The sequence below is a fragment of the Anoxybacillus sp. P3H1B genome (genome assembly GCF_001560855.1).
Classification (GTDB): domain Bacteria; phylum Bacillota; class Bacilli; order Bacillales; family Anoxybacillaceae; genus Anoxybacteroides; species Anoxybacteroides rupiense.
Map to the genome: position 1 here is coordinate 71,620 of NZ_LPUG01000018.1, position 16,030 is coordinate 87,649.

Sequence of the window (16,030 nt, forward strand, 5' to 3'; positions counted from 1 at the left end):
ATTCACTTTAGGTGAAAATGGTTAGACTTTTTTATAAAAATGGGTATTTGTATATCATTCCATGAACCCGTAACGCTCGTTCATCCTTACATGCAACGCTGATCGATATCACTTTCTATGTGAGTGGGGGATGATCCGCCTTTGACGGTTAGGCGACCGTCCGTCATTTTTTACATATACTGTTCATTCATCATATGTATCGAGGATCATCAGTGAATCGATTGGATCTGAGTATTATGAGCTTTCATAAATAAAAAAATAGTCCTCGCATGGCGAAGACTATTTTTTATTTCGTTTATATTTTCATTGAATTTCGCTTTGGCAGTTGCAGCTGCTTCACATTTGCAAACGAAAAAATAAGCAGGGCACACCAAATACAACTAAATGCATAGACATGCGTCTTAGTGAATGCTTCGTGAAACAGAAAAACCCCAAATAATAAGCTTAACGTTGGCGAGATATATTGAAGAAAACCGAGCATTGTCAATGAAATGCGTTTGGCACCTTTCGCAAAATACAACAGCGGCAACGCTGTAACTGGACCTGCACCGATTAACAAAAGCGTTTGCCACCATGAAAAGGAAGGCAAATCTTGAGACTGGGCATATAAAAAAATGAGATAAATAAAGGACAACGGTGTCACCATCATCGTTTCAATCGTCAAACCGATGGCGGAATCAAACGATGTCAACTTTTTCGCCAATCCATAAAATCCAAACGACAACGCAAGCGATAACGCAACCCAAGGAAACTTTCCATATTGAAGAGTAATGAGACCAACACCGATAGACGCGAGTAAAAAAGAGAGCCACTGCCATGTGTTTAAACGCTCTTTCAGCACAATCATGCCTAAAACAACGCTAATGAGCGGATTGATATAGTAGCCAAGACTTGCTTCCACAATATGTCCGTGATTCACCGCCCATATGTAGATAAACCAGTTGCCGCTAATTAAGCATGAAGACGCAATGATCCCCCATGCTTGTTTTGGCTGCTTTACCATCTCAAAAAATTGCTTCCAGCATGAACGCATTTGTTTTGTTAACGTCAACAACGCAATCATAAAAACGAATGACCAAACAATGCGATGCGCTAAAATTTCACTCGCTTGACGCTCATCGAGCAATTTCCAATAAAGAGGTAAAACTCCCCACATCAAATAGGCTGCAGCCGTATACAGGATACCTACTTTTTCATTGTGTTGCTTCATTTTGCTTATCCCCTTTTTGTGCTTCCGCTTTCGTAGGCTCAGAATCAGCTATCCACTCTCTGTCTGTTTCAAAGTATCTACTAAGAACCACCGAAGAGCAGGCAAATCTGACCTCCCTTCAAAAAACAATCCCCCCTTTGTCTTGCCTGACAGCTTCCAGACCAAACAGCTATCATAATGCTACTATTATAAATCGTTTTACATAGCTTTCCAAGCAAAAGATCTTTTACAGAAAATTTCTCTCTCTTCTTCTCTTAGGGCGGAGACCGTTATTGGATCAAAATCACCACGGTCATCGGCAGATTTGCCTTCGTCATGGAACCAGCATAGCTCCATATTCATACAACTATCCAGTTATATCATCTATCGATGCAGCACCCGTCCTTCCTTTTCTTTTTACACTAATGGTCCTTTTGCTTATATAGAGCCGTCCTTCTTTTTTCCCCACCAGCCTTTTTTCTTAAAATAAAATGCAATCGCTATTCCTAATCCGCCCATTAATCCCAATGCATAAATGTACCCATATGTCCATGTTAACTCTGGCATCCATTTAAAATTCATCCCATACACACCAGCAACAAAGGTCATTGGCATAAAAATCACACTAACTAATGTTAACGTCTTCATAATCGTATTCATATGGTCTGATTTCAATGAAAGCTGTAAATTAAAAATATCTGATAACGTTTCCTTAAACGCATCAAGTGCGGCTGTACTCCTTGAGAATCGGCTTGACACATCCTGAAGGTAAGGACGGATTTTTTCGTTTATATGCGGAATTTCTGGATGGTTTAACGTTTTCATCATTTCTTCTTGAGCTTCAATCGTTTGGCGGAGCTCGTGAATTTTTACTTTCCAGCGATATACGCTATGGCCAATCTCATTTTCAAAAGGGGTTTTAAATACTTGTTTTTCAAGCGCTTGAATTTTATTGGCTATTTCATCAATCACATGTAAAAAATGAAACGTAGCTACATCTAACATCCGATAAAAAACAAAGCACGGATCAACCGCTTCTTCGGGATGATGAAGCAGCTTTTTCTCTACTTGCTCAATCATTGGCTCATCATTCTTTGTATAGCTAATCACATATTGCTTGGTGATAATAAGCTGTAAGCGGCTTACACGCCATTCCTCCTGGATCCAAGCCAGCGAAATAAAAAGACTATCATCATATACGTCAATTTTCGGTAAATGGCTCTCGCTCAAAAGAGATTGCGTTGCGAGTGGATGAAGCTTCAATTGTTCCGCCAGCAATTTCAACTCGTGTTTTGTTCTCTCGGTAAAATGAATCCAGCATTTCTCTGCTATTCCATCGTGTCGCATCGATACAATCCTTTCTTCATTACGGCATTTATTCTATAGTATGAAAAAAACCTTAATCATTTATGAACGATTAAGGTTGAAGGCTGGCTCAATATGAACATGAGTCATTTCAATTTGATGCTTGTTCCGCATCATCCGTTCCACTTCATCAGCGATTTCATGGCTTTTCGCCACTGTCAGCGCTGCATCAACATGAATGGTCACATCCAAAATGATTTGATTGCCCACCATTCGCGCTTTCACATCTGAAACATGCTTAACCCCTTCAATCTCAGCAATTTCTTGCTCATACACAGCTAAAGTCTGTTCATCAAATCCGTCCGTCAACAAATGCGAGGTTTCAGCAAAAATGTGCCAAGCCGTTTTACAAATCATGATCCCAATCATAAAGGCCGCTAATGGATCAAGCCAAAAAAGATGAAACTGCGCACCAATAATCCCAACGACCGTCCCGATGCTGACGAGCGCATCCGATAAATGATCCTTTGCCGCTGCCGCCAATGCCGGGCTATTGACACGCTGAGAAAGACGATAATTAAATCGATACACTAGCATCATCACCAAAGTTGAAACGATTCCTACCCATGCAGCCAGCCATTGCGGCGGTTCATTTTGTTCTTGATGAAAAAGCGACAAAGCCCCCTTCAGAGCAACATCGATTCCAATAGACATCATAATAAAGGCGGCAATCAGCGATGAAATGTTTTCTGCCCGCGAATGTCCATATGGATGATTGTGATCTCTCGGTTTCTGCGCAATTTTTATTCCCGCTAAAACGGCAACAGAAGCAACAATATCCGTAAAATTGTTCCATCCATCGGCCGTCACTCCATCCGAATGAGCAATATAACCAATAGCAAGCTTCGCTGCCGCTAAGATCAGATAGCTCCCTATACTCACCCAAGCCCCAACTTCTGCTTTCATGCATTTCACCTTTCTTTTTCTATTTGCATGTAATAGTTTATCAGCATAACACCATGTGGGTCTACAACAACAAAATTGGCGTACAGAAGGACTATAGAGTAAGACAAACTTTTTCCTATTGAGGGAACTTTATTGCATAAAGGCAAAATTCACTCATTGCGCATAAATTATAAAAAAGAATCATTGGAGGACGAAAAATTGAAAACATATCTTGATGTTTTAGCAGAGTTAGGAATCGATAGTGCACATCCCGGTGGGCCTTTGTTAACCAAAGAAATATTACGTAAACTTAATATACAACCAACAACCCGAATTCTCGATGTCGGATGCGGAACCGGACAAACGGCTGCTTACATTTCCGAAACATACGGCGCTCACGTAACCGCTATTGATATTCATCCTAAAATGCTTGAAAAAGCCAAAAGCCGCTTTTCTTCCCTTCCGCAGCCGGTTCATCTATATCAAGCTTCCGTTGAATCTTTACCATTTCAACCTGAGCAATTTGATATTGTATTATGCGAATCTGTTCTTTCTTTCGTCAAACTGCCAAAAGCGTTACAAGAAATCTATCGAGCGTTAAAACCACATGGGAAGCTCATTGGTATTGAAGCGGCTCATGCGCAGTTGTCCGAAAGCGACAAAAAGGAAATTTGTTCGTTTTATCAATTTCGACAGCTTCTTACAAAAAAAGAGTGGCATCTTCTTTTACGCCAATACGGATTTCGTGCAATTCAAATGGCTGCCTATTCCGCCACCCAATATCCTGCCGACCAAACGATCTTTACACTGGAGACTCGTTTATCTGCTGAGACAATGGCGATCTTAAACACACATGAATATATGAAAAAACGATATGGAACTCAGCTTGGTTATTGCATATTTTCGTGCCAAAAGTAGACATTGGTACAAACCTCTTTTTTTTCGACACATACCCTATAAATATATCAATAAAAAGGAGGACTATACATGTCACAACAATGGTACGATGTCTGCTGCCGTTATCGCGGTCAAGTGGTGCGAATTCATGATCGATCCGGCAATGTTCATGTTGGCCGAATTACTCGCGTCACGCCCAATCGTGTCTATATCAGCCCTAATAACCAACGAAATTTAGGCGGATTTGGATACGGATATCCAGGCTGGGGTTGGGGCTGGGGTTGGGGATTTGGCTATGGAATTGCACTCGGTGCAATTGCAGGAATCGCATTAGTCGGATTATTCTGGTAGGCTTTCTCTTTTTCCTTCCTAAAAAACCGTACAGTATCCTTGCTCATGAATCTTCTCCATCTGCTCCGCAGATTTCCCTATTCACTAATGAGTCGAAAACATCTGCGCTTCAGTTTAGTTGCCTGTACGGTTAGAAGGATAAAAACGCAACTTCGCTTCCGTTTTAGCGTTCAAACACAAGGAGAAGATCGCCATCTGCTAAATGTGATTCATTCCTAGCGATTCTCGTGAGTTCCAGAACTCCCTAAATGAGCAAGCAGCGGATCCATGGTAGATCCGCTGCTTTTGTTTTGCATGATGAAAGCATAAGAAAACGCTATACTTTTTTTACAATCCGGAAATATTCTTCTAGCGTAATTCCTTTTTCAAAAATGACTTTAGCGGCTTTTGTTCCGACATAGCGCAAATGCCATGGCTCATACTCATATCCGGTAATCGATTCCTTGCCCTTTGGATAGCGAACAATAAATCCGTATTCATGAGCATGGGCTGCTACCCATTTCCCTTCTTTCGTTTGGCCAAAAGCTTCCGTCAAGCCATTGCGGACGCTCGGGCTTGAAATGTCTATAGCCAGCCCTGTTTGATGTTCGCTTTGTCCTGGGATCGCCACAGCTTGAACCGCTTTCGCTTTCCCATTCTTTCGCACTTCTTCATCAAATAAAACCTTTTGCCGATCATAAGATCGATATCCCGATACGGCTACAAGCTGGATACTCGCTTGACGGGCAGCTGTAAATAATTGTTCGAGCGCGTTTGCCGCTTCTTTGCGCATATGCCGCTTTTCGACATTCGTTTCAGAAAAAGAAAACGGTACATTTGGAATCACTAAGTCACTTGGTTTATAGGTAGATGGCAAACTCTGTTCCTTGTTCACCATCGCCAATATATTAGCAGGGTTCATAATGACCTTCATGCCGTTTTTTACTTCAACTACATTCCAATATTGCGATTCAAGCACTAGATCCGGATCTGTTGGCGGCTTTGTTTCTTGCTCGGTCACTGGCGCTTTCGTCTCATTGCCTTGTTCCTTTGTATTCACTTTTTCCGGATGCTGATCTGTCGGCTCCGTTTGTTCTTGCGACTGATGCTGCATATGTTCTTTTTGCGTTGCGCAACCACCGAGCAGACACGCTGCCGCTATGGCTGTGATGATTACTTTTTGCATGTTTTTCACCTTGCTTTTGAGCATTCTTGGCTCACTTCGAATTGTACGGATTAAGAACGGATCACCGCTTCTAAAGCGACTTCGATCATATCATTAAACGTTGTTTGACGCTCTTGCGCTGTTGTTTCTTCGCCAGTTAAAATATGGTCGCTCACCGTTAGAATCGAAAGGGCTTTACGGCCAAATTTAGCGGCTAATGTATAAAGTGCAGCTGTTTCCATCTCAACCGCCAACACTCCGTAACGCGCCCATTTTTCAAACTCTGCATTTTCGTTATAGAACATATCGGCTGTGAATACGTTCCCTACTTTTAGCTGCAGGCCCTTTTCACCGCCAATATCATATGCTGTTCGCAGCAAATCAAAGTTCGCTGTTGGCGCATAGTCCACAGCCCCAAACGTGGCACGGTTCATTTGTGAATCAGTTGATGCGCTCATGGCCAAAATCACGTCGCGCACCTTTACATCTTTTTGAATCGCTCCGCATGTGCCTACACGAATCAGCGTTTGGACGTTATAGCTTTGCATCAGTTCATTTATATAAATCGAAATAGACGGTACCCCCATTCCCGTTCCTTGAACAGAAATTCGGTGTCCTTTATATGTACCTGTAAAACCAAACATGCCGCGTACGCGGTTGTAGCACGTTGCTCCTTCTAAAAATGTTTCTGCGATATATTGTGCTCGAAGCGGATCTCCTGGCAGCAAAACTTTCTCAGCAATTTCATGTTCTTTCGCTTCGATATGGATACTCATTCCATGTCCTCCTTCAAAAATATCGTTTTACTCAACCATTGTACACTCTTTACTGAATATGCACAATGGTAAGAATGATGGATCGTTCCACACACGGAAGACGGAATGAATCATCTTTGAAAAATCGACGGCAAGAGACCATTCTATGGACCTGTCTATGCTATTGATGCCATAAAAGCCCAACTATAAATCCATATTGATACAAATATAAACATTTCCAGTTACATCTGTCCCAATCCGTGCAACGAGCGGCCCTTTTTTTTATATTATGAACATCTTTTTATTTAATTCATGATTAAAAAATTTTATTAGTAGGTACAGTTAGAAGAAGATTTCGTAGGAAAAGATCAGAAGCACAAAAAAGGTAGGGAGTGTCCTCCCTATTTTCTCTACTGACCACATTCATATAGAAGAAAAAGCAACGATAGCCAAAAAGCTAGGAAGTCTTCGATTGATAGTTATCATGCCGCCCCCGAGCTAAATACTCCTCTTTAATATACAATACCTTTTTATCAGGACTTATTATATATTTTTTCCTTTTTCTTTCGTATTTTGAAAATCCGATGCAAACAAGGGCATAGATTGGCAACAGCAGTTGAATGGCTCCAAAATATACATAAAAGAATGACGGAAACGAGGGCCGACTATTCGCTTCGCTTAATATATAATACAAGCCAGCAATGATTATGCCGAGCAGCAGCACATTGGCAACATGCAAACTCGAAATTTTTCTGCGCCGGTTAAACTTTCTCTCTATGACTGCTTTTATAGACAATAAAACCATTGTCAATATTACCGAAAGAAAAGCGGAAGCGATTAATGCCGTCATCATTCTTCAATCTCCTTCCTTTATTTAGCATTTAAAGTCAAAACCCTGCAAAAAATCTCCAACGATAATCCTAATAGAAGCGGCACATACTAATAGGCAAACAACACAAAGGAGGCGAAACAATGGGGAAAAAACATCGAAACCGAATAAACGGACAGAAGAAGAATAATCATATTCCAAAAGAGGCGCTACAGTCAGAAAACGCAGCACATGCTAAGGAGTATTCAGCAACCGGACGAAAAAACGGTCCCGGCCATCACGACAATCCTGACAGCTAATACGTCTTACAAAATTTAACGGTAAAACGAAACAAACCCTTGCTGAACACAAGGGTTTGTTTTTACGACGATGAATCTACTTCATCCAGCGCGAGCGTCACAACCTTCGTATAGTCTCCGCGCGCAATTTCCTCTTTTGAAGCTTTTTGTCTCAATTCTTCATCATCGTCTATTCCCGGCGCCACAGTCGGTGGCTCTTGTTGCCGTTTCAAATCCTCGCCTCCTTTTTTATTTTTATCCATTCCCTTGTGTCCACGAAACTATTCGATTTTTTTCATTGTAGCATACTTTCTCAACAAACAAAATAATTTTTTAGAATTTTCAAAAATTAATCATTATCGAATGTGGACACGATTGATTTTTTTCCATCCTTCTGCGCAAAGCTTGTAATACGTTTTTCCGTACGTTCCTTCATCAATGAGGACAACATCTCCTGTACTAACATACCGCGCCTTATAGTCTTTTGGAAGCAAATCCGCTACGTTAAACATGCGATAAATCATCGCCAGTGCTTCATCATGCGTAGTAGCATTGACCGTTAAACGATAAACAGGCTCATATCCCTTCACCTGTCCGTATCTTGGCGTCTGCAGCAGTGTCGCATCGTAGATTTGCCGTGATTTCAACATTTTTTTCACTAAAAGCCGAACCATATAACATCTCCCTTTCTTTTCTTTTATCAATTTATTAGTCATGTTGACTGTCGATTCCTTTAGCAAAATAACAGTTGTTTTGTCGAACTAAAAAAAGATCGGGCTTGTAGCCCAATCTTTCAGATTTCAGACAAAATTCATTTTGACTTTCCCTATCTCTCCGACATCCACTCATTTCGAATGTTCCATCTTCAACTGTCTTGACGCTTTTCAGATAAGAAACGCGGCTGAGCAAAGATGCGAATCGAATCAAGACGTTCATCAACGAGGCAAGTGGCACAGTATGAAAGCGTTTGTTCATCGTCTGCTTGTCGCTCCATTTTTAGCAATACGATTGTAGCAAACGGGAAAGCTTTTGAGGAAGCTGGGCAATTTCAGCAGTGGTGACGCGAAACCGAACATGCGATTCATCTAAATCCATCGCTTCTGCCAGCAAGCTGCCCAATCCACGCGCCCGACGATCAATCTGCATGTATATTTCGACTTCATCTTTCGAAATCGGCGAAAATACAAGTTCAATCTCATCCAATTTACTACGGAATGATCCGGCTTTCGGAACATACTCAAATTCTTGAACAAAAGGAAGACCGTTCGCACCTCGCGCTTTTTTACATTCCGCCTCACGCAATCGAAATCCAAGCTGTTCCACAGCCGCTAATACAGCGGTCATGACCGGAGACGGTTCAACGCGAATATAATCTTCATCTGTTGGGTCAAGCGCTTGCTTGATATCCAATCCTGTATGAATCCATACCTTTGTCCTTCCAACAGAAATCGGTGTCTCAATCGGGAGAGTAAAACGAAAAGGGATTTGCCGCCTCTCATGAGCTCCGATCGTAAACTTGTCAGTGATGCGCCATTTGCCAATCAACGCATGGCGCGTGCTTTTTCGATCATCAATCTCCACTGTATACGTAGTATAGAGAGAAATATAAATATGATCAATTTCTTGCGCGCTGCTGCCTCCTATGATATCGACCACTCCCTGAACATCGTCGCCGATCATAAGCCTTTCAGATATCAGCTTGGCATCTACTTTAGCCGCTCCTATTCCGATGCTTGCCAACATTTTATGAAACAATGACATGCTTGTTCCTCTCCTTCCGTTTGAGCATGCAATCAATATCCTCCTTTAATGACGCGATCTCGTCATAAGGCTCCGTAATTTGCAGCATCCTTCGCAAAATGGTGCGAGCGAAATTCGATATTTCCAATTCTTCTTCCCAGCTTCTTTCCTCTTTCGTCGTCGGCTCATAGGAAGAATAGAGCAAAAACAATAAAAAGTGTCCCAATGCATAAATGTCGCTTTTCACATCAATCTGCCGGCGTAGCTTTTTTTCCAGAATATATGTTTCTATATGAGGATCCTGTTCGGATAAAAAGCGCGCCAGACCAAAGTCGATAATGCAAACATCCTCATCGCGCAGCAAGATATTCGGGATTCGCAAATCACGATGAACAATTCCTTTTGCATGAATATACTCAACAATCGTTAATACTTGTTTTAATAATTGAAAGGCTTCTTCTTCCGTAAATACTTTTCCCTTTGCGAAGATAAGCGATTCTACCGTGTCCCCCTCCATATACTCCATTACGAGATGGGGAGTATGACGCACAGTAAACGTGTCGTATAAAGCAGGAATTTGCGAGTGATTGAGTTGCCTTAAAATAGCGGCCTCTCTTCTAAAAGAATCTTCTCTTGTTTTCCGCTTCCGCTTTCGCATTTGCTTGATCACGACTTGTTTATTTGTGTGCAAATCGTTCGCCAAATACGTGATGCCATAGCTTCCCATCCCTAGCTCCTGTATGATTTCGTAGCGGCCATACAAAACAGCCCCTTTTTTATAGCGCCGTTCGAATATTCGCTGAATGTTCGTGAAAAAATAAGAAAGATTCATGGTTAGCTGCTAAAGAAGCTGGAAAAAAAGCTTCCGCTGCGATGCTTCTTTTTATAATGCCCATGACCGTAATGAGATGGATGAATATGCTTACGATATTTTGAATAATGATCGCTGCTCGAATAATGTGGCTTATGGTGGCGGCGCGAAAGGTTTTCTTTCAGAATCGACTTCATGATTTTTCTTAACACTGCCATCGCTCCCTTTGATCCATAGTCCCTTATATATACGTCAAAAGGCAAAGGAAGTTTCAAAAAGTTTTAAGGAGATACTTGCAATGGACAGTTTTCACAATTGGATCGCCAAGATTTCTCACCCATTCCAATCACTATATCGACATCTTTTATATCGGGAGTCCATTCCGATTGCCTCATCTTCTATATGTGAATACTTATGCCGACAGTGGGAGAAGCCAGAAAAAAGCCAGCCGTTCACGGACGAAGAAAAGCGTCTTATCTCCTGGATTCGCCAACAAACAAAACATCATAACCGCAATAACGTTACACGTACACAAGCGTATCTTTCTTTTTTCACACGCTTTCCCGAGATTCATTGGGCGCTTGTAGCACATCTCGTTTCGCGTAATGGAGGCTGGAATATGACTGATCTCAAAGGCGGGTTAATCCCATCGATTATTGGCCATGAGCAAATTCAGCCGCTTTTTTTATTTTTAGAACGAGCCAATGCCTTAATCTTCCACGATGCTTATCCTCAGCTTTTGCTATATGAAGCAAGCAGGCAACATAACAAAGCGCTGTTTCATCTGCTTCCCGCCTTCTCTGTTTCTTCATTTATGCGCCCGTTTTGGGAGTATTTTTATCAAACAAAGGATTCTCCACTATTGACCGTAGCACTCATTATTAACGAGCAGCAATATATTCAACAGCGGGTCGTTGACCATCCGTTCTATCAACGGCACGTTCTTGATTCTTTTCCATTTCTCATTCAGCAATGGCTCGGATTGAATGATTTATTGATTCCTTATGTGCATAACGAGCGAATCCATCTTGCTGGGATCACGGCTCGTGACTTCGCTGATGTATATCACCGCATTCAGATAGGAAAAGCTCTTTATGGCATGCTGTTTTACCGAAAGCGTATTTTAAGAGGCGTGGGCCGTTTTGTTAGCCAAACCAAGCATACAGGATCGCGCGCTGATTTTTGGCCGCATATTTTTTCGGCGATCAACCATACAAAAGCCGCTCATATCTACAGCCCGCACTTACAAGAAGCGTGGGCTGATGTGACGCATCGTTTTTCTGATCGCCGCGATTGGTTTCACGATCTCGCAATCCTACAAGAAATCAAACAACTTCCATTCGTCAAAGCGCCAGAAATCACCAGTCATTATAAGCAAAATCTCAAAAAGCTACTTGCTGCCACAAAGTTAACAAACTAAAAACGACGAGGTCATCTCGTCGTTTTTTCTTTTCTTATTCATCATCATCCATTTCTTCATCAATAATGCATTTCTCAATTAAGTAGTCAAACGTAATATCCGCCATCTCCTCAAGCTCCATCCGCGATGGAACAAAACCGCGGCGAATCAGTTCTTTTAAAAAAAATTCCGCAATTTCTTCTGTATCAATGACGACCTCGATTTCTTTCATCCTATCGCCCCCTTTGTATTGTTGTATGTGGCAAAACTCCGATTTATGTCAAAAGATTTTTTCATCCGTATGTATGCAAAAAAAGAGTCGCTCATACATTAGAAATAGCAAAACAAAGGAGGGGTTGCTTTGAATAAAATGGACGAAATCATTGATCATGTCATGGAAACCGTCACAAACAGCCTATTTTTAGCGATTGTTTGCTTAGGTATCCCTTATTTTTTCTATATACTTATCCAATTTTTATGATGGTAAATCTTTCTTTTGGACAAGCTTTTGTAAACGAATGACTGTCATTTCCATCATGCTCTTATACTGTTCGTCGCCAAACCATTCATATAGCCGTTGATAATCGTTATAAGCATCTAACAGTTGATCGATTGATCCATCCTCTGTCAGGCGTTCTGGAAGCGGTAAATACGAAGAAAGCAATTGATGCTCACCAAGATACCCAAGGAGTGTGATATCTTGTAAAACCGTTACCGATGTTTCTTCTGAAGACGCGATGGAAATGACATCCTCAATATTCGCCTCGATTTCTAAACCGTCCTCTAAGCGCTTTAGCTCATATACAATTTCCTCCCAGCTTTCTTCTTGATAACGATAGATCTCCGTCCGTACACCAATAATTTTAAATAAATCGTGATCATAATTGTGGACATGCACAAGCTCACCAAGAAAGAAAGGAAGTTCAATTTCAATTTCTTCCGCAATGAGCACATCACCGGAAAATTCTGATAGCAATACAAGCGATTGTTCCATAAATAAGCTTTGACTATGATTTACTTCATACAAAAACATATCATCAACATGCTGAATGTCAGTCACCATCCCTACCGTTCCATACAACGTATTGACAACAATATCGCCAAGCGCAAATTTTGGCGTCTTCATCAAGTTTCCCTCCCTTCGATCAAGTGCTATAGTAAATTATATGCAGATAGAAACAAGCGGACACTCATTATCCAAGGAATATGCAGAAATCCAATTTCGTAAGCGATCGAATGAAAAAAGAGCGTTCTTGCTTGAACGCGCTTACGCTTCTTGCAAAAAACGCTCCCATACTTCATCAAACACCGTCATGCTTTCTACATAATCCCCATTCAATTCTAAATAACGACTGATTTCATCGTAATCAGCTGAAGCTTTTGGAAAACCGTGATCATGATAAACCCCATTCGCCAAGCGAACAAATGGGTCATCTTTTTTTCCATCGCGAAATCTCAGCAAATATCGATAAAATGAACGCTCCATTTCTCTCATCCTCTTTTTTATTCATTCTTCTGCTGCTTGTCATTTTAATGGGTTTCATGATATTTGTGAAGAGATATTTTCATTTCATAAGTGTGAATGATCCATTATTTTACAAAAACAGAGAACGATCTGGTTAAACATTGGCTTCTCTTCCTCTTCCTTCGAATAAGAACAGCAGCAGACATATCCGTTTCGCCAACGTTTGTTGTTCGAGAAGGGCTTGCGTCTAAGGCAGAAAAGCGAGGAATCAAGCGACATCCATAGGTTTTTAGTGAATCATCCACACATCTGATGTTATTTAAAATAATTTCTTTTTAAACGGCGCGGCTGGCTCATTAGCTCTTCATAAGTGACGGTACTGGACAAACGGCTCGTATCAATTAAAAAGAGCTGATCCTCAATCTCTTCAACCACATCATCTTCTTGATACACCATTTGGCAGTCCGGACAGGAAATGCTTGGAGTATGGGTAATTTCAATAGCCCGAAGCCCGTCTGGCAGCTCCCAATAAACGGTTTGTTTCGTTTCTTGAGCTTGTGAAAACCCGCACCAAAGGCATGTAGTCATTCCTTCTTCATCTCCGTTTCATTTGTTTTTTTCAACATCGCTTGATATTTTTTCTCTTTCAGTTCATCTCTTTTTTCCCGCAAATCCTTTAATGATTTATGAGCAGGATCTGATTCATACATTTTTCGCCGTTCAATGCGCTCTAATTTTTCAGGAACAATCGAAAATCGTGTGTCATTGGCGATGCCGGAAATACCCGCCGTTGATTGCTTCTGATCCATATCCGGAAAAATTTCTTGAAAATAGGCCTCCGCTCGATTGGGAACATAACCCTTCGGCTCCGGATAGGACGTAATCACGCCTTCATAATTGCGCAAAATCACTTTTTCTGGCGTTTGTGAAATGAGGTAGTTCGGTTGCAAGGCAATTTTCCCGCCGCCGCCAGGAGCGTCAACCACAAAAACCGGCACGGCATATCCCGAGGTGTGTCCCCGCAATCCTTCAATGATTTCTAACCCTTTTGATACAGGAGCGCGAAAATGGCTAATTCCTTCTGATAAATCACACTGATAAATGTAATACGGACGCACACGAATTTTCACTAAATCATGCATTAGTTTTTTCATGATTGGAACGCTGTCGTTAATTCCCGCTAAAATGACGGCTTGATTCCCCACAGGAACGCCGGCATCAACCAGCATTTCACAGGCACGTTTTGATTCTTCCGTAATCTCAATGGAAGTATTGAAGTGGGTATTCAGCCATACTGGATGATATTTTTTTAAGATGTTGCATAAATTTTCGGTAATCCGCTGCGGAAATACCACCGGAGCTCTTGTGCCGATGCGAATAATTTCAACATGGGGAATGGCTCGCAGTTTTTTTAAAATGTACTCTAAAATTTGATCATTGACTAATAAAGCATCGCCACCTGACAATAAAACATCGCGCACTTGCGGAGTTTGTGCGATATAATCAATGGCAACATCCAACTGCTTTTTTGGCACCCCCATACCGACCTGGCCGGAAAAACGTCTTCGCGTACAGTAGCGGCAGTACATCGAGCATTGGTTCGTAATTAAAAAGAGAACACGGTCCGGATAGCGATGAGTCAGTCCCGGAACGGGAGAATCTTCGTCCTCATGCAGCGGATCTTCAAGGTCGTATTTTGTTTTATACTGTTCTTTTCCAATTGGCACAGACTGCATGCGAATCGGGCAGCGAGGATCATCTGGATTCATCAATGAGGCGTAATAAGGAGTAATGTTCAACGGGATGGTTTTAGCAGAAATTTTCACCCCTTCTTCTTCCTCTGGTGTTAAATGAATGACCTTTTTCAAATCATCAAGCGTACGAATCGTATTCGTTAATTGCCAAAGCCAATTATTCCACTGCTCTTCTGTGACATCCTTCCAAAGCTCGATTTCCTTCCAATGGCGTTTCGGCCGATATAGACTCATAGGTAGTAAACCCTCCTTTATTTGATCGTCGTGCTGCCTTTTTTGGCTTGCTACCATATTTATGCGTTTTTACTAAAAAGGCATCATGTCGCCGACAAATCTTTTACCCATATATTCATATCTTCTAAATCATTAAAAATATAGCAATTATTAATCAGCCGGCCGCTATAACGATAGCCTAGCTGATGAAAGGCAGCGTTCATTCCATACGATTGCGCACGGGCCAGCGAGTAAGCGCAAAAAATGCCTTGTTTTTTCAGTTCCATTTCTAAAAAGCGAAGCAAATGCTTCATAAGTCCATGCTCGCGATGCTCAGGAAGCGTAGCACAATCCGTAAGCTCTGCGTTGTAATACATCCGATTCACTTCTGCAGATGCCGCACTGACAATTTGCTTGTCATGCTCGATCAGGCAAAAGAGCGCGCCTTTTTTCAAAATGCTCTCCATATATCCGAGCTCGTGCAATGGAGAGGGATAAATTTTAAAGACTGTTCGATATAGCTCGACAAGCGCCACAGCGTCCGCTTCTTGCGCGTTCCGCAGCTTATAAAGGTCAGGAAGCGGCGACAAGGAAGAGAGAGGCGATTTTGTCTGAATGTCTGCCACCATTTGATCCTCTGCCCATTCATGCCCGCTCATGCGCCTCTCTTGCTGAAAATAGTAGGTAAGAATATGAGCGTCACTCCCATGAAAGTATCCTTGAATCCATCCTTCATAGCGAAATCCTTTTTCAATGAACAATGGCACATGCTCGTTTCTCGCTTTAACAATTAATTTGCTATATTTCTTTTGTTGAGCGGCGGTTTTGATAGAATGAATAAGCGGTAAAACGCTCCCGCGATAATCTTCGACGCGCAACCGTTCATTAAAATCATCAAAGACGACAGAAGCGGCAAACTGCGTTTCTTTAATCCAGTCGTTCATATCACTTCCCC

General features: G+C 41.6%; 20 protein-coding genes. 4 read left to right on the top strand and 16 right to left on the bottom strand.

The window, feature by feature from the left end; translation table 11 throughout:
- Nucleotides 1-295 precede the first annotated feature (295 nt).
- From rarD to AT864_RS11555, 3 genes are all read right to left on the bottom strand, one after another.
- Nucleotides 296-1,210, bottom strand: coding sequence for an EamA family transporter RarD (rarD, locus tag AT864_RS11545; RefSeq protein WP_066149057.1), 915 nt, complete (start codon nucleotides 1,208-1,210; stop codon nucleotides 296-298).
- Nucleotides 1,211-1,627: 417 nt separating this feature from the next.
- Nucleotides 1,628-2,536 (bottom strand): magnesium/cobalt transporter CorA, encoded by a 909-nt coding sequence (corA, locus tag AT864_RS11550; protein WP_044746000.1) that lies wholly within the window; start codon nucleotides 2,534-2,536, stop codon nucleotides 1,628-1,630.
- A gap of 60 nt (nucleotides 2,537-2,596) precedes the next feature.
- Nucleotides 2,597-3,460: a cation diffusion facilitator family transporter gene (locus AT864_RS11555; protein WP_066149058.1), complete on the bottom strand. Its 864-nt coding sequence runs from the start codon at nucleotides 3,458-3,460 to the stop codon at nucleotides 2,597-2,599.
- A gap of 198 nt (nucleotides 3,461-3,658) precedes the next feature.
- On the opposite strand from AT864_RS11555, the gene AT864_RS11560 reads away from it, so the two are divergent.
- Entirely contained in the window at nucleotides 3,659-4,357 is a 699-nt protein-coding gene (locus AT864_RS11560) for a class I SAM-dependent methyltransferase (RefSeq protein WP_066149126.1), read from the top strand.
- 69 nt (nucleotides 4,358-4,426) lie between these two features.
- Complete coding sequence (locus tag AT864_RS11565) at nucleotides 4,427-4,687, top strand: hypothetical protein (RefSeq protein ID WP_066149060.1); 261 nt, start codon at nucleotides 4,427-4,429, stop codon at nucleotides 4,685-4,687.
- Nucleotides 4,688-5,003: 316 nt separating this feature from the next.
- Here the strand turns inward: AT864_RS11565 and AT864_RS11570 are convergent, their stop codons facing one another.
- From AT864_RS11570 to AT864_RS11580, 3 genes are all read right to left on the bottom strand, one after another.
- Nucleotides 5,004-5,852: a D-alanyl-D-alanine carboxypeptidase family protein gene (locus tag AT864_RS11570; protein ID WP_066149128.1), complete on the bottom strand. Its 849-nt coding sequence runs from the start codon at nucleotides 5,850-5,852 to the stop codon at nucleotides 5,004-5,006.
- A gap of 50 nt (nucleotides 5,853-5,902) precedes the next feature.
- Nucleotides 5,903-6,607 carry a purine-nucleoside phosphorylase gene (gene deoD / locus AT864_RS11575; RefSeq protein WP_066149061.1) on the bottom strand — a complete coding sequence of 235 codons (705 nt, stop codon included), beginning with the start codon at nucleotides 6,605-6,607 and terminating at the stop codon, nucleotides 5,903-5,905.
- A 436-nt stretch (nucleotides 6,608-7,043) separates the two neighbouring features.
- Nucleotides 7,044-7,439, bottom strand: coding sequence for a hypothetical protein (locus AT864_RS11580; protein WP_080861063.1), 396 nt, complete (start codon nucleotides 7,437-7,439; stop codon nucleotides 7,044-7,046).
- Nucleotides 7,440-7,558: 119 nt separating this feature from the next.
- Between AT864_RS11580 and AT864_RS18180 the strand changes: the two genes are divergently transcribed.
- The gene (locus AT864_RS18180) at nucleotides 7,559-7,714 is read left to right on the top strand and encodes a hypothetical protein (protein WP_172798633.1); all 156 of its coding nucleotides are present in this window, start codon (nucleotides 7,559-7,561) and stop codon (nucleotides 7,712-7,714) included.
- 62 nt (nucleotides 7,715-7,776) lie between these two features.
- Here AT864_RS18180 and AT864_RS11585 read toward each other — a convergent pair whose 3' ends face one another.
- The 4 genes from AT864_RS11585 to AT864_RS11600 form a co-directional block, all read right to left on the bottom strand.
- The gene (locus tag AT864_RS11585; RefSeq protein ID WP_044746003.1) at nucleotides 7,777-7,956 is read right to left on the bottom strand and encodes a hypothetical protein; all 180 of its coding nucleotides are present in this window, start codon (nucleotides 7,954-7,956) and stop codon (nucleotides 7,777-7,779) included.
- Between the two features lie 93 nt (nucleotides 7,957-8,049).
- Nucleotides 8,050-8,367, bottom strand: coding sequence for a YodL domain-containing protein (locus AT864_RS11590; protein WP_066149063.1), 318 nt, complete (start codon nucleotides 8,365-8,367; stop codon nucleotides 8,050-8,052).
- A gap of 322 nt (nucleotides 8,368-8,689) precedes the next feature.
- Entirely contained in the window at nucleotides 8,690-9,454 is a 765-nt protein-coding gene (locus tag AT864_RS11595; RefSeq protein WP_066149065.1) for a sporulation protein, read from the bottom strand.
- Complete coding sequence (locus AT864_RS11600) at nucleotides 9,438-10,265, bottom strand: serine/threonine-protein kinase (protein WP_044746006.1); 828 nt, start codon at nucleotides 10,263-10,265, stop codon at nucleotides 9,438-9,440. Before AT864_RS11600 ends, AT864_RS11595 begins: the two co-directional genes overlap by 17 nt.
- A 277-nt stretch (nucleotides 10,266-10,542) precedes the next feature.
- Between AT864_RS11600 and AT864_RS11610 the strand changes: the two genes are divergently transcribed.
- A complete protein-coding gene (locus AT864_RS11610) occupies nucleotides 10,543-11,664 on the top strand; it encodes a DUF2515 family protein (RefSeq protein WP_066149066.1) in 1,122 nt (373 codons plus the stop codon).
- A gap of 34 nt (nucleotides 11,665-11,698) precedes the next feature.
- Here AT864_RS11610 and AT864_RS17630 read toward each other — a convergent pair whose 3' ends face one another.
- From AT864_RS17630 to ablB, 6 genes are all read right to left on the bottom strand, one after another.
- Nucleotides 11,699-11,875 carry a YozD family protein gene (locus AT864_RS17630; protein WP_082741686.1) on the bottom strand — a complete coding sequence of 59 codons (177 nt, stop codon included), beginning with the start codon at nucleotides 11,873-11,875 and terminating at the stop codon, nucleotides 11,699-11,701.
- A gap of 243 nt (nucleotides 11,876-12,118) precedes the next feature.
- On the bottom strand, nucleotides 12,119-12,769 hold the full coding sequence (locus AT864_RS11615) for a hypothetical protein (protein ID WP_066149068.1): 651 nt from the start codon (nucleotides 12,767-12,769) through the stop codon (nucleotides 12,119-12,121).
- Between the two features lie 141 nt (nucleotides 12,770-12,910).
- The gene (locus tag AT864_RS11620; protein WP_066149070.1) at nucleotides 12,911-13,129 is read right to left on the bottom strand and encodes a YozE family protein; all 219 of its coding nucleotides are present in this window, start codon (nucleotides 13,127-13,129) and stop codon (nucleotides 12,911-12,913) included.
- Nucleotides 13,130-13,423: 294 nt separating this feature from the next.
- Entirely contained in the window at nucleotides 13,424-13,696 is a 273-nt protein-coding gene (locus AT864_RS11625; protein ID WP_066149071.1) for a YokU family protein, read from the bottom strand.
- Nucleotides 13,693-15,096, bottom strand: a complete 1,404-nt coding sequence (gene ablA / locus AT864_RS11630; protein WP_044746012.1) for a lysine 2,3-aminomutase — start codon at nucleotides 15,094-15,096, stop codon at nucleotides 13,693-13,695. Before ablA ends, AT864_RS11625 begins: the two co-directional genes overlap by 4 nt.
- 83 nt (nucleotides 15,097-15,179) lie before the next feature.
- A complete protein-coding gene (gene ablB, locus AT864_RS11635) occupies nucleotides 15,180-16,019 on the bottom strand; it encodes a putative beta-lysine N-acetyltransferase (protein ID WP_044746013.1) in 840 nt (279 codons plus the stop codon).
- Nucleotides 16,020-16,030 lie beyond the last annotated feature (11 nt).